The 17175-nt window shown below is 33.2% G+C and carries 17 protein-coding genes; 13 read left to right on the top strand and 4 right to left on the bottom strand.

Going from position 1 to position 17175, the window contains the following annotated elements:
• From ABF633_RS03180 to ABF633_RS03165, 4 genes are read left to right on the top strand one after another with little or no spacing between them, the layout of a single operon-like run.
• Window positions 1-780 (top strand): BppU family phage baseplate upper protein, encoded by a 780-nt coding sequence (locus ABF633_RS03180; RefSeq protein ID WP_415521947.1) that lies wholly within the window; start codon window positions 1-3, stop codon window positions 778-780.
• A 3-nt stretch (window positions 781-783) separates the two neighbouring features.
• Complete coding sequence (locus tag ABF633_RS03175) at window positions 784-2571, top strand: hypothetical protein (RefSeq protein WP_415521945.1); 1788 nt, start codon at window positions 784-786, stop codon at window positions 2569-2571.
• Window positions 2572-2617: 46 nt separating this feature from the next.
• Window positions 2618-2815, top strand: a complete 198-nt coding sequence (locus tag ABF633_RS03170; RefSeq protein WP_415521944.1) for a hypothetical protein — start codon at window positions 2618-2620, stop codon at window positions 2813-2815.
• Window positions 2816-2832: 17 nt separating this feature from the next.
• The gene (locus tag ABF633_RS03165) at window positions 2833-3885 is read left to right on the top strand and encodes an N-acetylmuramoyl-L-alanine amidase (protein WP_415521942.1); all 1053 of its coding nucleotides are present in this window, start codon (window positions 2833-2835) and stop codon (window positions 3883-3885) included.
• Between the two features lie 47 nt (window positions 3886-3932).
• Here the strand turns inward: ABF633_RS03165 and ABF633_RS03160 are convergent, their stop codons facing one another.
• Complete coding sequence (locus ABF633_RS03160) at window positions 3933-4124, bottom strand: hypothetical protein (protein WP_415521940.1); 192 nt, start codon at window positions 4122-4124, stop codon at window positions 3933-3935.
• 185 nt (window positions 4125-4309) lie between these two features.
• Between ABF633_RS03160 and ABF633_RS03155 the strand changes: the two genes are divergently transcribed.
• From ABF633_RS03155 to ABF633_RS03135, 5 genes are all read left to right on the top strand, one after another.
• The gene (locus ABF633_RS03155; RefSeq protein ID WP_415521938.1) at window positions 4310-4687 is read left to right on the top strand and encodes a helix-turn-helix domain-containing protein; all 378 of its coding nucleotides are present in this window, start codon (window positions 4310-4312) and stop codon (window positions 4685-4687) included.
• Window positions 4688-4702: 15 nt separating this feature from the next.
• Window positions 4703-5149, top strand: a complete 447-nt coding sequence (locus ABF633_RS03150) for a hypothetical protein (RefSeq protein ID WP_415521936.1) — start codon at window positions 4703-4705, stop codon at window positions 5147-5149.
• Window positions 5150-5932: 783 nt separating this feature from the next.
• Window positions 5933-7006, top strand: coding sequence for an ABC transporter substrate-binding protein (locus ABF633_RS03145; protein ID WP_415521934.1), 1074 nt, complete (start codon window positions 5933-5935; stop codon window positions 7004-7006).
• Complete coding sequence (locus tag ABF633_RS03140) at window positions 6960-8804, top strand: ABC transporter permease (protein WP_415521933.1); 1845 nt, start codon at window positions 6960-6962, stop codon at window positions 8802-8804. The genes ABF633_RS03145 and ABF633_RS03140 overlap by 47 nt, the downstream gene beginning before the upstream one ends.
• A 114-nt stretch (window positions 8805-8918) precedes the next feature.
• Complete coding sequence (locus ABF633_RS03135; protein WP_415521931.1) at window positions 8919-9941, top strand: ABC transporter ATP-binding protein; 1023 nt, start codon at window positions 8919-8921, stop codon at window positions 9939-9941.
• A gap of 280 nt (window positions 9942-10221) precedes the next feature.
• Here ABF633_RS03135 and ABF633_RS03130 read toward each other — a convergent pair whose 3' ends face one another.
• The gene (locus tag ABF633_RS03130; RefSeq protein WP_415521929.1) at window positions 10222-10950 is read right to left on the bottom strand and encodes a BclA C-terminal domain-containing protein; all 729 of its coding nucleotides are present in this window, start codon (window positions 10948-10950) and stop codon (window positions 10222-10224) included.
• Window positions 10951-11080: 130 nt separating this feature from the next.
• Between ABF633_RS03130 and ABF633_RS03125 the strand changes: the two genes are divergently transcribed.
• From ABF633_RS03125 to ilvN, 4 genes are all read left to right on the top strand, one after another.
• Window positions 11081-11545, top strand: coding sequence for a hypothetical protein (locus ABF633_RS03125; protein ID WP_415521927.1), 465 nt, complete (start codon window positions 11081-11083; stop codon window positions 11543-11545).
• A 255-nt stretch (window positions 11546-11800) separates the two neighbouring features.
• On the top strand, window positions 11801-13156 hold the full coding sequence (locus tag ABF633_RS03120; RefSeq protein WP_415521925.1) for an ATP-binding protein: 1356 nt from the start codon (window positions 11801-11803) through the stop codon (window positions 13154-13156).
• Window positions 13157-13716: 560 nt separating this feature from the next.
• A complete protein-coding gene (ilvB, locus tag ABF633_RS03115; RefSeq protein ID WP_415521923.1) occupies window positions 13717-15399 on the top strand; it encodes a biosynthetic-type acetolactate synthase large subunit in 1683 nt (560 codons plus the stop codon).
• The gene (gene ilvN / locus ABF633_RS03110) at window positions 15386-15661 is read left to right on the top strand and encodes an acetolactate synthase small subunit (RefSeq protein WP_415521921.1); all 276 of its coding nucleotides are present in this window, start codon (window positions 15386-15388) and stop codon (window positions 15659-15661) included. The genes ilvB and ilvN overlap by 14 nt, the downstream gene beginning before the upstream one ends.
• Window positions 15662-15870: 209 nt before the next feature.
• Here the strand turns inward: ilvN and ABF633_RS03105 are convergent, their stop codons facing one another.
• Complete coding sequence (locus ABF633_RS03105) at window positions 15871-16290, bottom strand: universal stress protein (RefSeq protein WP_415521919.1); 420 nt, start codon at window positions 16288-16290, stop codon at window positions 15871-15873.
• Between the two features lie 197 nt (window positions 16291-16487).
• Complete coding sequence (locus ABF633_RS03100; protein ID WP_415521917.1) at window positions 16488-17102, bottom strand: nitroreductase family protein; 615 nt, start codon at window positions 17100-17102, stop codon at window positions 16488-16490.
• Window positions 17103-17175 lie beyond the last annotated feature (73 nt).

Below are 17175 nucleotides of genomic sequence, written 5' to 3'. Positions count from 1 at the left end.
ATGGCTTTTTCTAATCCAAGAGATTATACTATCATCCTTAATTTGATTAGTGAGTTTACCCAGATACCAAAGAAGGTAAAACAAAGAGATAACAACTCAACTGTACTCCATATACAAATTATTGATGGTATAACTCCAGTAAATTTGACTGGATTGACTTACACTGTATCAATAGAAAAACCAGATAAAACAGTAGTTTACCAGATTCCTACCTTAGTTGACGCTACATTGGGAAAGCTAGATGTTGTTTTAGCTTCCCAGAGTTTAGCGGTAGGAGGAACAGCAAGAGCGGAAGTGAGCTTATTTGATGGACTAGGCGGTAAGCTGACCACATTTGATTTTGAATTTATTATACAACCTAATGTAGATACCACAAGTGCTGTAGAAAGTTCGGATTATTTACCAGCTATTGAGGACGCTGTAAGTAAGGTTCATGTTCACACAAATAAAACTACACTAGATAAGATTCCAGATAGTACAGGGCAAGCGGTAGATAATGTACTAGCTGTAGGTGCTGGAAATACTCTTGTGTGGGCTGTAGGTAGTGGAAAGATAAAACAGAACAGAATAGTGGTTGGTGCTTATGGTACTACTTCTTTTGGAGTAGGTATTACAGGCTATTCCAGCACTACAGATGTACTTCTAATTCAGATAAATGGAAGCTTAGTTTATGAAGGTGTTCACTGGTCAGTATCTGGTAGTACGGTAACTTTATTGAGCAGTTACAGCTTAGATTTGAATGATGAAGTTATTATAGTTTGTGTTAAAGGGGGAAAATAATATATGCAATCATCAGCGGGATACTTTTCTTATTTTGACTTTAGAGAGAGAAATGTTATGCCTAAAGGTATAGATTTTGCTACTTATCAATATCCGTTAATCAATGGAAGTGGTTCAAGATTAATAAGAGCAGATGGTTTAGACTTTGTAATTTTAAGAGCTGGAAACCAAAGCCAAGACGCTAATACAAAAATTCAAGATACTAGCTTTAATACAACTAATGTAAATGCGTTGAGAGCAAAGGGATTAAAAATTGGTACTTATTATTATTGTAGACATATCAACACTTTTAACATTTATGCTGGAGGATATACAGACGCTAACTTACAAACAGAAGCTACAGTAGAAGCTAACAATTATGCTGATATATTAGAGAGTGTATTTGGAGCTGGTAAATGTGGTGATGTACTTCCTGTATGTGACTTTGAGGATAACAGAGCAAATTATGGAAGCAACTCAATGACAGCCCATCAAACTTATATATGGATAAAGGCTTTCAAAGACAGAATGGTAGTTAGATTTCCTCAACTTGCTTCTAGGGGTGGAGTAATGCTATATACTGCTTACTACTATATAGATGGTGCTTGTGGTGGAAATATTCAGCATACAAATGGTACTAAAATAAATGTAGATGTTCCTAAACTATGGCTTGCTGTCAATGCACCAGATGTTGACGCTCATGCTTCCCTAGCTTATCCAAACTATAACTTCACTACTTTTGGTGGATATACTACTTATCTAATGTGGCAATATTCAAGTGATAGGACAAGACTGGGATACTCATATGGACTAGCTACCACAGGATGTGACAATGATGTTGTTGATACTTTAAATAATAACTACGAGGACATACTTGTTTATCCAGAAGTAAAACCGAGGGGAATATCTCTCTTAGACGGAAAGGCAAATAAAATCCACACTCATATCGGAGAATATCTACCTGTTCAGAACGGTTACTTAGAGGGAGTAACTAGGGTATTAACTCCCAATGGCTTTGTATTCAAACAGGAGCAGAATAAAAGTTGGAAGTTAGGAAGATTATCCACCAGTGTTGCGAATACTCATGTTGCTGGGGAAATAGCTCTTATACCTTCAAGTGATTATTCAGACCCTTCCGTACCAGCAGAAGGAGAAACATGGGATACAAGTAAGGCAATAGTATTTAAACCAGACGGTAATATTGCTGTAAATGGCAGTAATGTTGTAACGGAAGCTACTCAAACAGCTTTCAATACCGCTTCCGACTATACTGTATCTGGGAAATGGTCACTGTCTGGCGGTTACATTTCCAGAGGTAGAGTTATGGCTACAGAAGGTACAGGAACGGACAAGTATTACATTGCAGGAAGATTTACGACTAATGGAACATACCAGAGAGCATACATGGAGCTGTTTTACTTTGCTTCTGGTAACTATATTCACACAGGTAAAATAAAAGCTTATCTAAGTGTTACAACGGATTTCAAAACTGTTTCCGCTGGCTCTTTTGTTGAAGCTTATTGCGATAATAACGCTATAAAGTTCCAAGCTGGTGATGTAGTAATAGTTAAGAAAGAAGCTGGTAGTTCTTATATTTGGGATATTTACATTAAGATATATGGTTACGGTGCTGGATACGGTAATGTTCCTTTCTATATGAATAATGGTGGAGCGACCTTTACTTTTGTTCCAGATAATGGAGCTAACCTGTCAGCACTTCCAGCGGTGAATGATGTACAGACTATCAATTCAGTTTCATATACAGTAAAAGAAGTAACCAATGCTACAATTAAGACTTATACAGCAACTTAAATAGAGGGCTTAACAGCTCTCTTTTTTTATTTTTGGAGGGATTAATATGGACACTTATGTAATAGCTATGATGTTCAAAAACCTATTTATATTCATTAGTGGCTTGACTTTAGGGGTTTTATTATTCGCTTACATTTCTAATAGAGCTGGAAGTAAATACGAAGTTCCTAAGATGTTTATATTACTAACTGGATTCCTTACCATTCTAGCAATGTGGGGAATCTTTTTTATTGCACTACCATAATCTAAGGGGGAATTAAAATGTTACCAATTCAAATAAAGCATATAAAGTACAATTACTCTACTAATACCGATAAAAAGATATACATTGTAATTCATGACACAGGAAACAGGGGAACTGGAGCAAACGCACAGGCTCACTTCAATTACTTTAACGGTGGAGATAGACAAGCTTCTGCCAATTACTTTGTTGATGATAGTAATATAATGGAGCTAGTTGACCCTAACCTTACAGCTTGGCATTGCGGTGATGGTGCTGGTAAATATGGGATTACAAATAGAAATTCAATAGGTATAGAGATTTGTATTAACAGCGACGGAAACTATGATAAAGCTGTGAGCAACGCATTAGAACTTACTAAAAATTTAATGGCTAGATATGGAATTGATACTAACCATGTAGTAAGACATTACGACGCTTCAAGAAAGAATTGCCCGCAGTCTATGAACTACAATAACTGGGCTGGCTGGACAGCTTTTAAAGCTAGATTAGGTGGAGCTACAGTAACCAGTAGCAATAACACAGGAGGTGGAACAACTACGGTGGATAATACAGTATTAACTATTCAAAAACAGCTTAATGCTATGAACGGTGCTGGACTGGTTGAGGATGGAATCAGCGGAGCAAATACAATACAAGCTATAAAGAACTTCCAAGCTAAATATGGTTTAACTGTGGATGGTATCTGGGGTCAACAATCTGCTGGTAAGATGAATCAATTATATACAGAAGCAGACGCAAGAGCCAAGGCAGAGCAAGCTAGAAAAGAAGCCGAAGCAAAGGCTAAAGCAGTAGCAGAGGAACAGGCTAGAATAGAAGCACAGAAAAAGGCACAGGAAGCACAACAGCAAGCCCAAGAGATATATAGAGTAAGGAAGTCTTGGAACGACGCAGAGAGCCAACTAGGAGCTTACACAGACCTACAGAACGCTAAAGACATTGCAGACCAGAATCCAGATTATATTGTTTATAACAGTAAAGGCGAAATGGTATATAGAAAAGCTGTTACAAAAACAGTAGAACAGCGACTTGCAGAGCTTGAAGCAAGAGTAGCAAAATTAGAAGGAAAATAGGAAAAAGCAGTTGGGGCTAATAACCTTGACTGCTTTCTTTTTTTAGTTTAATTTAGTAATTCGATTGATACAGTGTCCTCGATATGCGGACAAACCTTAAATGGCAGTTTCATTTCCATAAAGTATTGAATTAGCCCTGTAGCTTCTCCAATATCTAATCCACCCTTGCCAGCAACAAGAATCTCTTCACATATATTACGCTCGTTATTTATTTTATCTAAGAATGAATTTTGTATCAATCATATTCTCTCCTTTTATATAGTTTTAATTAACTCTTACCCATGCCTAAATTATATTATGTAAACCTATAATTGTCCACTGAAATTTAAGCAAAAAGATTATGTATATTATGGAAAAATCGGCAACAATGAATAGTAGCTTTTGTATGGGGTATACTTTAAAATATCAGTAGTGGGGTGATGGATTGGATAAAGAAAACATATTTAAAAAAGCTGGAGAACAGCTAAAGCAATACCGAAAGAAAACAGGCAACTCAATTTTTAAAGTAGCAGGGAAGATTAACATTTCTGGTAACTATTTAAGTGAGCTGGAGCGAGGATTAAAAGAACCTTCTGATACTGTACTGGAAGCAATTGCTGAATATTATGGATTACCTCTTGATAAAACATTTGCCCTATATGATAGAATAGCACCAGTTGAAACTACCTTGCTACTGAATAATCCTACTTTAAATAAAACACTTGTACAAATTAGTATAGATGATAGGCTCACAGTGGAAGAGCAGAAACACTTATCTATAGAGTTTAAGAAGCTATATGATGATTTGGTCAAGAATAAATAAGAGGGGGTAGCGGTTGTGTCTGTGGCAATAGGTAACGGAGTGGTAAGAGATATAATACAATGGCTCATAAATACTTTAGGCTATTACAATACTATTGTTCTTAAAGATGTAATATTGTTTGTAGCAGGGGTGTCTATCGGTGGAATTATAATGATATTACTTGTGAGCAGATTTTTCTACAGGATAAAGAAAGTAGAGAGTTTAGGAAGGGTAACTTCTGTTCGATTCAGACATGGAGGACAGGACTTTCATTTTATACAGACTAATAACTTTTGGCAATCTATAGAATTTCTATTTATGGCTGTATTCTTACCCTCTCATAACCAATACACTTTAGAAGATATAAAGCGAACAAGAAACTTGGTAATATTCATATTTGTAATTTTGGGTGTGCTTACATTTTTGGGTATCCTGTTTATATTTCATCCGTTATTAAATTATAGGAGCACGAATATTAACTAGGCTCTTCTGCTAATATGGGAGGGCTTTTCCTTTTTATAAATGAAACATTTGGCGAATATTTAAACATATTTCTACTGATAGTTTTTGTAAGGTTGACTGTAGGTTGCTGGAATATATTTCTTGTGGGTTGACTGTGGGTTGCTGTTGATAATTCTAAGGTGCTGTGATAAAATAATAATATACATAGGATTAGTGATGATTATTAAAGTTGATATATTGAACATAAGGAATAGCAAGGCTTACGGATATACTGGATAATGTAGCAGTTTCAGGTATTAGTGAGAAATCATGCAGGTTCGAATCCTGTTATCCGCACCAAGTTAGAATTTATAAGGCTTCCAGTAAATTTACTGGAAGCCTTGAGTTTTATACTCCAAACATATCTTTTAGATGCTTTTCTGTTAAAATTATCACTAAAATTAAAAATATAATACTTAAAATAGCGAATACTCTATAAGAACATTACGAATTGCCTATTTAAAATACTTAAAGCTTTCAATAGTTTCATTATCGATACCATATTTTTTAAATTGTATATAATCTAGCATTACTTAGCCAAGTATCTGATATTTATTATGATAATCTTTCTTATATATTAACGTGTAAAATTTTGTGCCATGTTTCTTAACAAACATTAATGAGGAATTAACAAAGAATATCTTGTAACATGTGTTACATATTGATATATTTAATGTAAGCTATGAGAAAATTTGTTAAATTGGAGATGGATTCAAACTTTCGGCCAATAGCAATACTTTAATAATTTTTAATAGGAGTGATTTTATGAAATCCAAAAGATTAAAGTCTATAATTGTCATGGGGACACTTTCGTTTCTTATACTTACTATGTCAGCGTGTGGTAAGCAAAACACAGCATCTGCCTCAAGTTCCAACTCTTCTTCAAGTTCAGGTAAGAAACAGCTTGTATTGTATTCAGCTCAGGGTTACGATAAAGCTGTTGCAGAAGCATTCCAGAAAAAAACTGGTATAAATGTGAAGCTGGTAGATGATTCTACAGGTATGATAACAGCAAAAATGGAGGCTGAACGTTCAAATCCTCATTGGGATGTTGCTTGGTTTGATGGTAATGCTACTATGCAAGCAATTGATAATGAACAAATGCTTCTTCGCGATTGGACACCATCGGATATACAGAATTTTACGGATTTAGGTAAATCACTTATACCATCAAATAAGTCTTATTATCCGGTTACAGTTACAGCTGCGGCTGCAATTGGTGTTAATACAAAATTAATGAAACCAGCAGATTATCCTAAAGATTGGAAGGATTTAACCGATCCTAAGTTCAAAAACGGAATAGCTATGAATGATCCTAGTACATCAGGACCTACATATCCTTATGTTAGCGGAATGCTTCAAAGTATGGGAGATACACAAGGTAAGAATTTCTATCAGAATCTTAAGACTAATGGACTTAAAGTATTTCCTACAAATGATAATACATTAAAGGCATTAGTATCTGGTCAGGTTAAAGCTATAACCATACAGAATTCGGCACTTATTAATGCTAAGAAAAGTGGGGATCCAGTGGATATAATATATCCTTCTTCTGGGGTATTTACGCTTCCAGGTGTCATTTCAATAAACAAGAATGCTCCTGATATGGATGCAGCCAAACAATTTGTTGAATACTGCCTTTCTCCTGAAGGACAATCTGTAATGCTCGATCCCAAAAATGGCGGCGGTGATTCATATTTTAACCCAGTCATAAAGGGCGTACAAGCTAATAAAGAAGCCCTGACAACTGATGTTAAATGGATAACGACAGATCCAATAGCTGCTGCTAAAAATGAAAAAGATATTAAGAAGTGGTTCCATGATAATATCCTCCAATAAGAAATTATTTGTAAGATTTGGTGAGAAGTTCGGAGAGGTATTTGGTATTATTGCAATGGCGGTAATTGTCGTATATCCGTTAGCAGCCTTATTGCTGCAATCAATATTTCCTCATATTTTTGACAAGATATCGAGTATCACTCCATCTTTTGCAAATTTACTGAGTGTATTCACTGATAAGTCAAACTTTTTAGCTCTATCTAATTCAATAATTATTGGGCTTTTGGCAGCAGTGATTGCTGTAATATTGGGGACTTTTTCGTCTATAGCAATACATCATATGCCAGATGCTGCTGCAAATATATTTAACTCACTTATTTGGATAGCATTTTTTATGCCTTCATATGTCATTGCAGAAGGCTGGATGCTGCTTATGCAAGATGGAGGAATACTTAGTCAAATATTCGGTTTACCCTTTGGCTGGTCTGCATGGTTTTTTACTAGGTATGGGCTTGCATTAATAATGGGACTGCGGTTTTTTACGTATGTATATTTTAGTATGCATCAGGCTCTAAAAAATATAGGAACAGAATTGTTAAATGCTGGGAAAATAGGTGGCGCCACTAAAAGTCAATTGTTTTTTAAGATCACACTTCCCCTCTTAACACCGGCATTACTTGCAGGAGCTTCAATTGCATTTGCAGAAGGTTTTGGGGATTTTGGTATTGCTGCTGCAATAACACCAAATTCCCATATTCCACTTTTAACGTACCAAATATATTCATCATTAAACCAAGATCCAGTTAATTATTCTGTTGCAGCCAGTTTATCAGTAATTGAAGTTTTTGTTACATCTGCTGCAATTGGTTTACAGTTTATGATAATGAGGAAGAAATCATATGTTACAACTCCATCGTTTAAGAAGAAAGATAACATTGCAGAAAAATATGGTGTCAAATCCAAGTATTATTCAATATTTTTTGTTGGTATGGTAATAATAATAATTTTATCATTTGTTCTTCCGATTATGTCTAATATATGTGCATCTTTATGGAAGGTATGGAGTAATGGTATCAATAGCTCAAATTGGACTTTTGCACATTATAGAGATGTCATTCAAATTAATGGTGATGGATATGCTTCACTATTACGCTCAATTACTTATTCAACTATAGTTGCGATTATAGCTGTGCCTTTTGCAGTTATCTTAGCATATCAGTTGATATTTAAGCATTCACTTACAAGTAAATTTATAAATATTCTAAACATGTCAACACTTGCAATACCTGGAGTTGTACTGGCAGCAGGATTTGTGTTTGCTTGGAATGCAGTATGGCTTATACCATTAAATCTAGTACTTTATGGAACTCCTATATGTCTTGCAATGGCTTATCTTGCAGGTGCACTGCCATATTCTATAAGATTACAAACTGGAGCATTGAGCACGCTTCCACCAAATTTATTGAAATCAGCTAAAGTTTTTGGAGCTAGCAATATGCAAATAATTTTTAAGATAATAGTGCCATTAATAAGTACAACTACAATATCTACATTTTTTATGTCTTTTGCAGGTATGATGTTCGAATTACCGGCAGCTTCGCTGCTATATCCACCAGGGCAGCCACCATTTTCTGTAGTGATTCAGTCTAGATTTAATAGTTCGGATTGGTCTAATGGTTCAGCACTTACGATAATCGGTATATTAATTGTATTTTTAGTATATCTACTTACTAAAAGTATAATCTGGGTTATGGGATATGCAAAACTACATCTTTCAGCGGCAAAAATAATTGATACAACAAATGTGACTTCTGAGAATAATCCAGTACAAACTGTGGAAGATGTTAAGCAATTTTAACATTAAGTTGATTCTGAGGCTGATGTAGATGATTTAAAATATTTTATAAGTAAGGTGATTTTTATTTTTATTGAGATTGATAATATTTCAAAATCATATGGTTCAAGACTTATATTGGATCATATTTCAATGAAAGTTGAAAAAGGTCAATTTGTTACATTACTTGGCTCTTCAGGATGTGGTAAAACTACACTACTCAATACAATTGCAGGTTTGACTAATATTGATAGTGGATTAATTAGAGTAAATGGATCAGTTTGGTCATCAAATAATTTCACCATGTCACCTGAGTATCGTAACATCGGCATGGTGTTCCAAGATTTTGCTTTATGGCCTCATATGTCAATATTTGAGAATATAGCATTTGTGTTAAAACTTAAAAAAGGAAAAAAGATGAGTAGAACAGAGATAAAATCGAGAGTCAGTGAAGTACTTGAAGTTGTCCAAATGAATGGATTCCAGCACTATTATCCTCATCAGCTTTCAGGGGGCCAAAAACAGAGAATTGCAGTCGCACGTGCACTTGCGCCCAATCCTTTTTTCTTACTTATGGATGAACCATTATCAAGTCTTGATGCAAAAATGAGAGAAAAAATGCGATGGGAATTATTACAGATTGTTAAAAATGCAGGTATAACTACTATATATGTTACGCATGATCAGATTGAAGCATTAAGTATGTCTGACAATGTTATTTTATTGAATAACGGACATATAGAACAAGAGGATGATCCAGTCAAGCTATACCAAAAACCGCAATCTGCATTTACTGCATCTTTTTTGGGCGCTTCTAATTTCCTTGAAGGTAATTTTATAAGTTATTCAGGTAGTGATATGCTAATTGAGTGCCAGGGATTTAACATTTTGGCTTCGCCAGTACAAGATGTTAAAAATAAGATTAGTGTCATGATACGCCCAACAGATATACTTGTAGATATGGATTATGATGGAGTTGCTACAAAATTAAAAGGAAGAATTTCTCAAAGAGCATTTCAGGGAACTTCATGGCAATATAAAGTAGAAATACAAGGTACAAATAATATATTTCTTGATGTATGCAGTAAAATGGAAATGTCTGATAACTCAGAGATTATGTTATGCCTGCCAGCTTCGATTTGTCACGTAGTTAAGGCATAGCTTAGATTTGCAAAACACCTCTTTACATTCAATATAAGATATCAGTGTAAAGAGGTGTTTGTTTTATAATAACCGATGCTGGTATTAGGTTTTATAGCCAATGGTAAAAAAGCTATGATGGAAATAAAAACCTCCAATAACTCATTATAGTTATTGGAGGTTTTTAAATCATACATTTTTTACTAAATCGTTATATTTAGCTTTTCATTAGCTGTATCCATATTTATTTTTCTATCTTTGATTCCTTAATTATATATGGTATTAGTATATTTTTCTATCTTTAATTTAGCTGCTCAATAATTATATTTGCATTTTTCCCAGGGCACAGAGATAAATCTAAACCAGAAACAATTATTTTAATTGTAGTATTATTTTCTTGTATATTGAAGATTCCATTACCGATTAGGGGAGTCCCTGGAGTTATTAAAATAGTTGGGATATCAAGGGGAATATTATTTATAACTATATCAGCACCTCCAAGAGGAGAGGATTTAGTTGTATATAGTATAAATGTAATTTTGAAAATACCGGGTGTATTTATTTCAAAGGTAGTGTCGTTAAGTTGATTAATATTAGAACCATATTTTCCAACTAAATGGTTAAAGGGGACAGAATCATCAGTGTGTATAGTAGCTTCTTCTTTACCTGAATTATTAGAAGCAAATAGGGACGAGTTTAAGTTAGAATTAATTACGCTGGAAACTTTATTTTCAGCAATGGCATTTTTAGTTGAATCCTTATCATTAGTAAAATTAATTTTTTTTTCTGAAGTATTTAAGAATTTTATATCATTATCTATATCATCAAAATTATGTGTAATTTTTTTAACAGAATTATTATGTTTTCTAGAAAAAGTATTAGTACTCTTTTCAGAAATGGTATCAAAATATATATAATTTTTTCTTGTTTTTTCGGTATTCAGTACTATATTAGATACAGCCTTATGAAAGTTGTTAACCCTCGGTTTTGGAGCTCTTTTTAAATATCTAATTGCTCTTCGAATTCTCATAGGATATTGCCTCCCTATTAAAGTTTAAATTTTCATTATAGTATAATTTATGTAATTTTTTAAAACTATGTTACATTTTTTATTTAATATGCATATATTATAGTGCAATCAAAAAAATAGGAGTGTAATTATGTATTATACCTATAATAGATATCAGGAACCAGAAGAACCTGACAATGAAAATAGAGAGGAATTTGACAGCATAGAGGATGATGATTCTTTTCAGTATTTTGAAGAACCAACTTACTATTCCTATAGAAATAATCAACCAGATCCTTGGGATTATTCTCAGTATGATACCAGACAATTTAATCCTAGTGCACCTCCCGGACCGCCACCATCCTCTGTGCCAGCACAGCCACAGCAATTTCAAGCCGGTGGACCTGGCGGGCCGCAGACTTTTGCTGTAGATCCTGGTGCAATAAGACCATGTCTCCATAGATTTGTATACATTTGGCCTAGAAGAGGACATGGATTTTGGGCATGGCTTACTTTTGTGGGAAGAAGATCTGCTTCAGGCTTCAGGTGGAATGGCTTTCGATGGATATACTTTGGGATTGATCTAAGAGATATAAGAAGTTTTCAATGTTTATAATAATATATAGAGAATTTTTGAATTGATCTCTAGCTTAGAATTGAGAGTAGAAAAATAGATTTTTAATTCATGGTGAAACTATGATGCTGCAAAATTGTTTTTTACTATTAAACTCTCAATTTTAAGCATATTTTAAAAAACTATATAAATATCTAGTGAATTCTATAGCGGCAATTTGATTTTTTTATACATATGGAGTATGATATAATTTAGTATAATAAAGTGAGAAATTATATTTTACTAGGAGGACTTTTTATGGAAAATGCAACCTTTGCAGTGAGTTTTGAAATAAGAAGTGCAAAATTGGCACTGGATTCCATGTCTGTTTACAGAAATTTACTTAATGATAACGTGATAAGTAGTTTGCGTTTACTTCTTGATTACATAAATATAGGTAAAGTTGAGTTGTCTTGCTTTACTAATTTATACAATAATTTTTTCTTTGCCTTAGCTGAAAGTGGTACAAACACCTTAGAAGCATATGTAGTTGATAAGATTATTTTTGATGAGAATCCATTTTCATTAAAGGCACAGAGTAACATTGTGAACAAAAGTGCAAATTTAATTGAAAAGGCAGCAGCAAATGATTTAATAAATCTTCAGTTAATAGCTAAACTAAATCCATATATTATAAAAAATCAATTGTTAAGATATTTTGATGAAAGTGAATTTAAATACATAATAGAAAAGCTTCCAGAGTGGGAAGTTGAAGGTGATTTCCCTTCAGAAAATTGCCCTGAACATATAAGTGAGATAAAACAAACCTTTTACTACAGCAGTCAATGGGGTGAATGTATAGAAAAACTTAGAAAATTTCATGGAAATTATGGTTGTGGAATTTTTGCAATGTACAGAGCCTTTGTTTGGGAACGTGAAAATGACCTTGGATACTGTAAAGGAATTAAAAAACCTGATCCCATTACTCTTTCTGATCTTATTGGATATGAGCAGGAACGTTCAGTTGTACTAGAAAATACAGAACAATTTTTAAAGGGATTTTCTGCTAACAATGCATTGCTCCATGGAGATCGTGGAACAGGTAAATCTTCCACTGTTAAAGCAATATTAAATAAATATTATACAGAAGGATTGCGTATGATTGAAGTACCTAAAGCATATCTTACGGATTTTCCTGATATAATAAGAGTTTTAAAAGATAGGCCTCAAAAATTTATTATATTTATAGATGATTTGGTATTTGCAGATGATGAGGGAAGTTATACTGCACTTAAGGCAATGTTGGATGGTGGACTTGAGCACAAATCCTCAAATATAATAATATATGCCACTTCAAATAGGAGACATTTGGTGAAAGAATACTTCAGTGAAAGATCAGGTCCTAATGAGGAAGTCCGTGCAGGAGATAGTGTTCAGGAAAAGCTTTCTCTTGCAGACAGATTTGGTATTAATGTTGTATTTTCATCTCCAAATAAAAATGAATACTTAAGCATTGTAGATGGTATAGCAGATAAGAGAAATCTTAATATTGATAGGGAATTATTACATAGTGAAGCTATAAAATGGGAAATGTGGTATAACGGGCGTTCAGCTAGAACCGCAAGGCAATTTATTGATTGGATAGAAGGCAAAATAGCCATGAATGAGATCTAACAGGAAAAGATATATTAAAAGGAAACGGATGGCTAAAAAAGTACTTGACAATATTCAAATTAAGTAATAAAATTTTGTAACAGTATAAAATATATTATATCAAAAGCATTGAAGGGGAAGAGTATATATTATTCTTGAAATAAAGAGAGGGAAATTAGGCATATACAATAGGAAATAGATTAGCATATTGTTAGTTATTTACTACAATGCCTCAGGTGAGAGTTTCCCATGATAGATGTGTAGAAGGTAGCCCTGGAGCTTCAAATAGAAATCTATATAGAGAGTAGAGTTTGACGGAATTCCATCGTTAAAGGGAGTTAAAGTATGATATATACTTTTTTAAGTGTGTACAGTTTTTGTACGAAAAAAGGTGGTACCGCGGAGATTATAACTTCGTCCTTAGTTGGACGGGGTTTTTTTGTATTTAAAAAAGTAAAATTTAAGTTATTGTGTATTCTAAACTTAGATTTGGCAAATTGATATTTAAATTATCTATTGTAATTTTTTAGTGGGAATTAAAGATTACAATAGAAATTGTTAGAATTCATGGAGGTATATATATGAAATTAACTGGGGCTGAAATTACTATAAAATTACTAGAGAGATGCGGGATTAAAATTATTGCTGGAATTCCTGGAGGAACTAATCTTCCATTATATGATTCTCTACTAAGCAGTAATATAAAACATATTCTGGCTAGACATGAACAAGGGGCTGCCTTTATAGCTCAAGGCATAGCACGTTCTACAGGTAAGGCAGCAGTGTGTTTTGCCACTTCTGGTCCGGGTGCTACAAATTTATTAACGGCTATTGCTGATGCAAAACTGGATTCTGTGCCTATTATTGCTATAACAGGCCAGGTTCCCTATTCCTATGTTGGAACAGATTCTTTTCAAGAGGTAGATATTTATGGACTCACAATACCTATAACAAAGCATAATTTCTTAGTACGTTCTGTAGAAGAACTATTTACAATTATACCTGAAGCTTTTAAAATAGCAGAAAATGGACGACAGGGCCCAGTACTGGTTGATATACCGAAGAATATACAGAGTGAAGAATTTGAATTTGATAAGTGGCCGGAGATAAGCAGTTACGAAGAAGAAAACTTTCTTGATGACTCTTTAGTTAGTAAAGCTGCAAAAATGATAAATGAAGCTGAAAGACCTATTCTCTATATAGGAGGAGGAATAACTAATTCTGATTCAGGTAAGGCATTATATGAATTTGCAAAGAAAAATAATATACCTGTTACCTCAACATTAATGGGATTTGGTAATTTTCCTATTGATGATCCTTTATTCATGGGTATGCTTGGTATGCATGGAGCAAGATACACTAATTTATTGTTAAATAAGGCAGATCTACTTTTAGCTTTTGGAGTAAGATTTGATGATAGAGCTATAGGAAATGTAAATAAGTTTTGTCCTGATGCAAGGATAATTCATATAGATATAGATGATGCGGAAATTGATAAAATTAAAAAATCTAATCTTTCAATTTGTGAAAATGTAGGAATTGTGTTAAATAAAATTATTCCTCTTGTTGAGAAAAATGAACGAAAGGATTGGATAAATTATATTGAAAGTGTTAAAAGGGAAAAACCTATGATCTTCCCTGATGAAGAAGATTCTTTTCATCCTATTAATATAATTAAAACTGTAAGTAAATTGGTTAAGGAAGATACTATAATTACTACGGATGTAGGTCAGCATCAGATGTGGACGGCTCAGGCCTATCCTGTTAAAAAGCCTAGAACTTTTTTAACTTCAGGAGGTCTTGGAACTATGGGCTTTGGGTTGCCTACAGCTATTGGTGCAGCCGTTGCAAATCCAGATAAGCAAGTAGTTTGTTTTTCAGGAGACGGATCATTTTTAATGAATATTCAAGAGCTGGCAACTTTAGCAGATTTAAAATTAAATTTAAAAATAATAATATTAAATAATGGTCATCTTGGACTTGTAAGACAGCAGCAACAGCTATTTTATAATGAGCACTATATGGCGTCAAGGTTTATTACCAATCCAGATTTTGCAAAGATAAGTGAAGGTTTTAATGTTAAAGGTTATAACATTAATAAGGATAATGATAATTTAAATGAAATACTTAATGAAGCCTTTAGTTCGGAAGGGCCTTGTTTAATAAATATATCTATTGAAAGCTTTAAAAATGTATATCCAATGGTACCGCCAGGCGGTGGAATTTCGGAAATGATAGGTGGTGAGCAGTGTGAAGGAAAATGATAATTATGTAATTAAGTTAATAGTGAATAATCATCCAGGAGTTATGTCTCATATAGTAGGTCTCTTTTCAAGGAGGGCCTTTAACCTTGAAGGTATAATATGCTTAAGACTTGAGGAAGGAAATACTAGTGAAATGTATCTGCTTATTAAGAATGATGAACGTACAGAACAAATTTTAAAGCAGCTTGAAAAATTATATGATGTATTAAAGGTTTCTCTGCACACAGAAGAGGAGTGTCCTGTATTTAATAAATTTGCATAAATATTTATTCTATGATTAGCCATTGTGTACTCTACTTTTTAAAGTTTGAGATAACTGTGGCATATCTCAGGATAATTCATATAAACTTAGTGACGGTACATATGTCCACTAAGTAAAGCTTATTGGAGATTACATTGAAAATAAAAAACACTATGAAAATCAATATAAATAAATTATATGAATTTCATAGTGTTTTTTAGATCTAGTTTTTATTCAGGAACAATTATCAGCAGAGTATGAGTGTCCTGTAGAACTTTTCTGGTTACAGAACCAATCATTCTAGCCAAGCCTTTTTTTGAAGATTTAGTCATGATTATGGCATCAAATTTATCTTCTCTGGCTTTTCTTAATATCTCATCAGCAGCATAGCCGAAAGTATTAATGGCCTCAACGGTGTAGCCTTGAAGTTGTGCTTTAGCATTTTCGAGAATAGCCTTACTTTCATTTTCTGAATTTGTTACTACAGTGTCTGATAGCATCATGTCATTTATTATGACTATTTCCAAAACATTTAATAGAGTAATAGTTATCTCATCTTTTTTAAATAATTGTTTTACATAATCAAGTGAATGCATGCTTCTATCAGTTCCATCTAGGGGAATTAGAATTTTTTTCTTATTTGTGGTCATAATAACACATCCTTTTAATTATTTAGCCAATTATTTATTGATAATAAATTTTAGCTAGTTTTTATATTTTGTAATATAATATTTTAAATATTATATTACTATGTAATAATGAATTAACCTTTTTAAAATTAGATTCAATTGATATTACACAGGCTCTGTTAAATAGCCTAAATTTTATTACTCATTATATAATATGCTTATATTTCAGTTACTATTTCAGAATAATTGTATCTTTTAAGTCTTGGATATAGCTGGTGAGATTTATCAAAATAGCCTAGTGCAATTAACATAACTACATTTTTATCTTCGCCTAATTTAAATTCTTTTTGTATACCATCAAAATCAATACCATTGATTGGATGAGAATCCACTCCATAATATTGTGCTGCATACATAATAGACATCCCTAGTAATCCGCCGTTGCTTTCAGCAAATTTTATTTTTCTTTCTTCAGTAGTAGCATAAAGCAGGTGTGCAAATTGCTTTGCGCCATCAGTACCTTCCTTACCTGCCTGTGCCTCAAAGGTAGACCAAGCTTCTTTATCAGGTAAGTAGCCGGCTTTATCTCCTGCAATTATTAAAGTTACAGGCGCTTCTAAAATTTTTGGTTGATTAAAAGCTAAAGGGTAAAGTCTTTTTTTAGCCTCTTCTGATTTTACAGCAATAATTTTCCAAGGCTGAAGATTGAAAGCCGATGGAGCCAGTACAGCCAAATTTATAATATTTTCTAAAGTATTATTATCTAATTTTTTATCCTTATCAAAAAAATTAACTGATCTTCTGTTTTCATATATTTCTTTTAAATCTGTCATATATATGCCCTCCAAATAATTTATTTTATATAAATTAAAAATCAGAAAGGTTAATTATTATCCTTTAATAATA

It is taken from the genome of Clostridium sp. (assembly GCF_047718555.1).
Taxonomy (GTDB): Bacteria; Bacillota; Clostridia; order Clostridiales; family Clostridiaceae; genus Clostridium_I.
Note: the sequence above shows the minus strand (reverse complement) of the source record. Positions and strands in the feature narration are given on the sequence as shown.

Coding starts and splice junctions, on each gene's coding strand:
- ABF633_RS03180 (WP_415521947.1), top strand. CDS start 1: ATGGCTTTTTCTAATCCAAGAGATTATACTATCATCCTTAATTTGATT.
- ABF633_RS03175 (WP_415521945.1), top strand. CDS start 784: ATGCAATCATCAGCGGGATACTTTTCTTATTTTGACTTTAGAGAGAGA.
- ABF633_RS03170 (WP_415521944.1), top strand. CDS start 2,618: ATGGACACTTATGTAATAGCTATGATGTTCAAAAACCTATTTATATTC.
- ABF633_RS03165 (WP_415521942.1), top strand. CDS start 2,833: ATGTTACCAATTCAAATAAAGCATATAAAGTACAATTACTCTACTAAT.
- ABF633_RS03145 (WP_415521934.1), top strand. CDS start 5,933: ATGAAATCCAAAAGATTAAAGTCTATAATTGTCATGGGGACACTTTCG.
- ABF633_RS03140 (WP_415521933.1), top strand. CDS start 6,960: ATGAAAAAGATATTAAGAAGTGGTTCCATGATAATATCCTCCAATAAG.
- ABF633_RS03130 (WP_415521929.1), bottom strand. CDS start 10,950: ATGAGAATTCGAAGAGCAATTAGATATTTAAAAAGAGCTCCAAAACCG.
- ABF633_RS03125 (WP_415521927.1), top strand. CDS start 11,081: ATGTATTATACCTATAATAGATATCAGGAACCAGAAGAACCTGACAAT.
- ABF633_RS03120 (WP_415521925.1), top strand. CDS start 11,801: ATGGAAAATGCAACCTTTGCAGTGAGTTTTGAAATAAGAAGTGCAAAA.
- ilvB (WP_415521923.1), top strand. CDS start 13,717: ATGAAATTAACTGGGGCTGAAATTACTATAAAATTACTAGAGAGATGC.
- ABF633_RS03105 (WP_415521919.1), bottom strand. CDS start 16,290: ATGACCACAAATAAGAAAAAAATTCTAATTCCCCTAGATGGAACTGAT.
- ABF633_RS03100 (WP_415521917.1), bottom strand. CDS start 17,102: ATGACAGATTTAAAAGAAATATATGAAAACAGAAGATCAGTTAATTTT.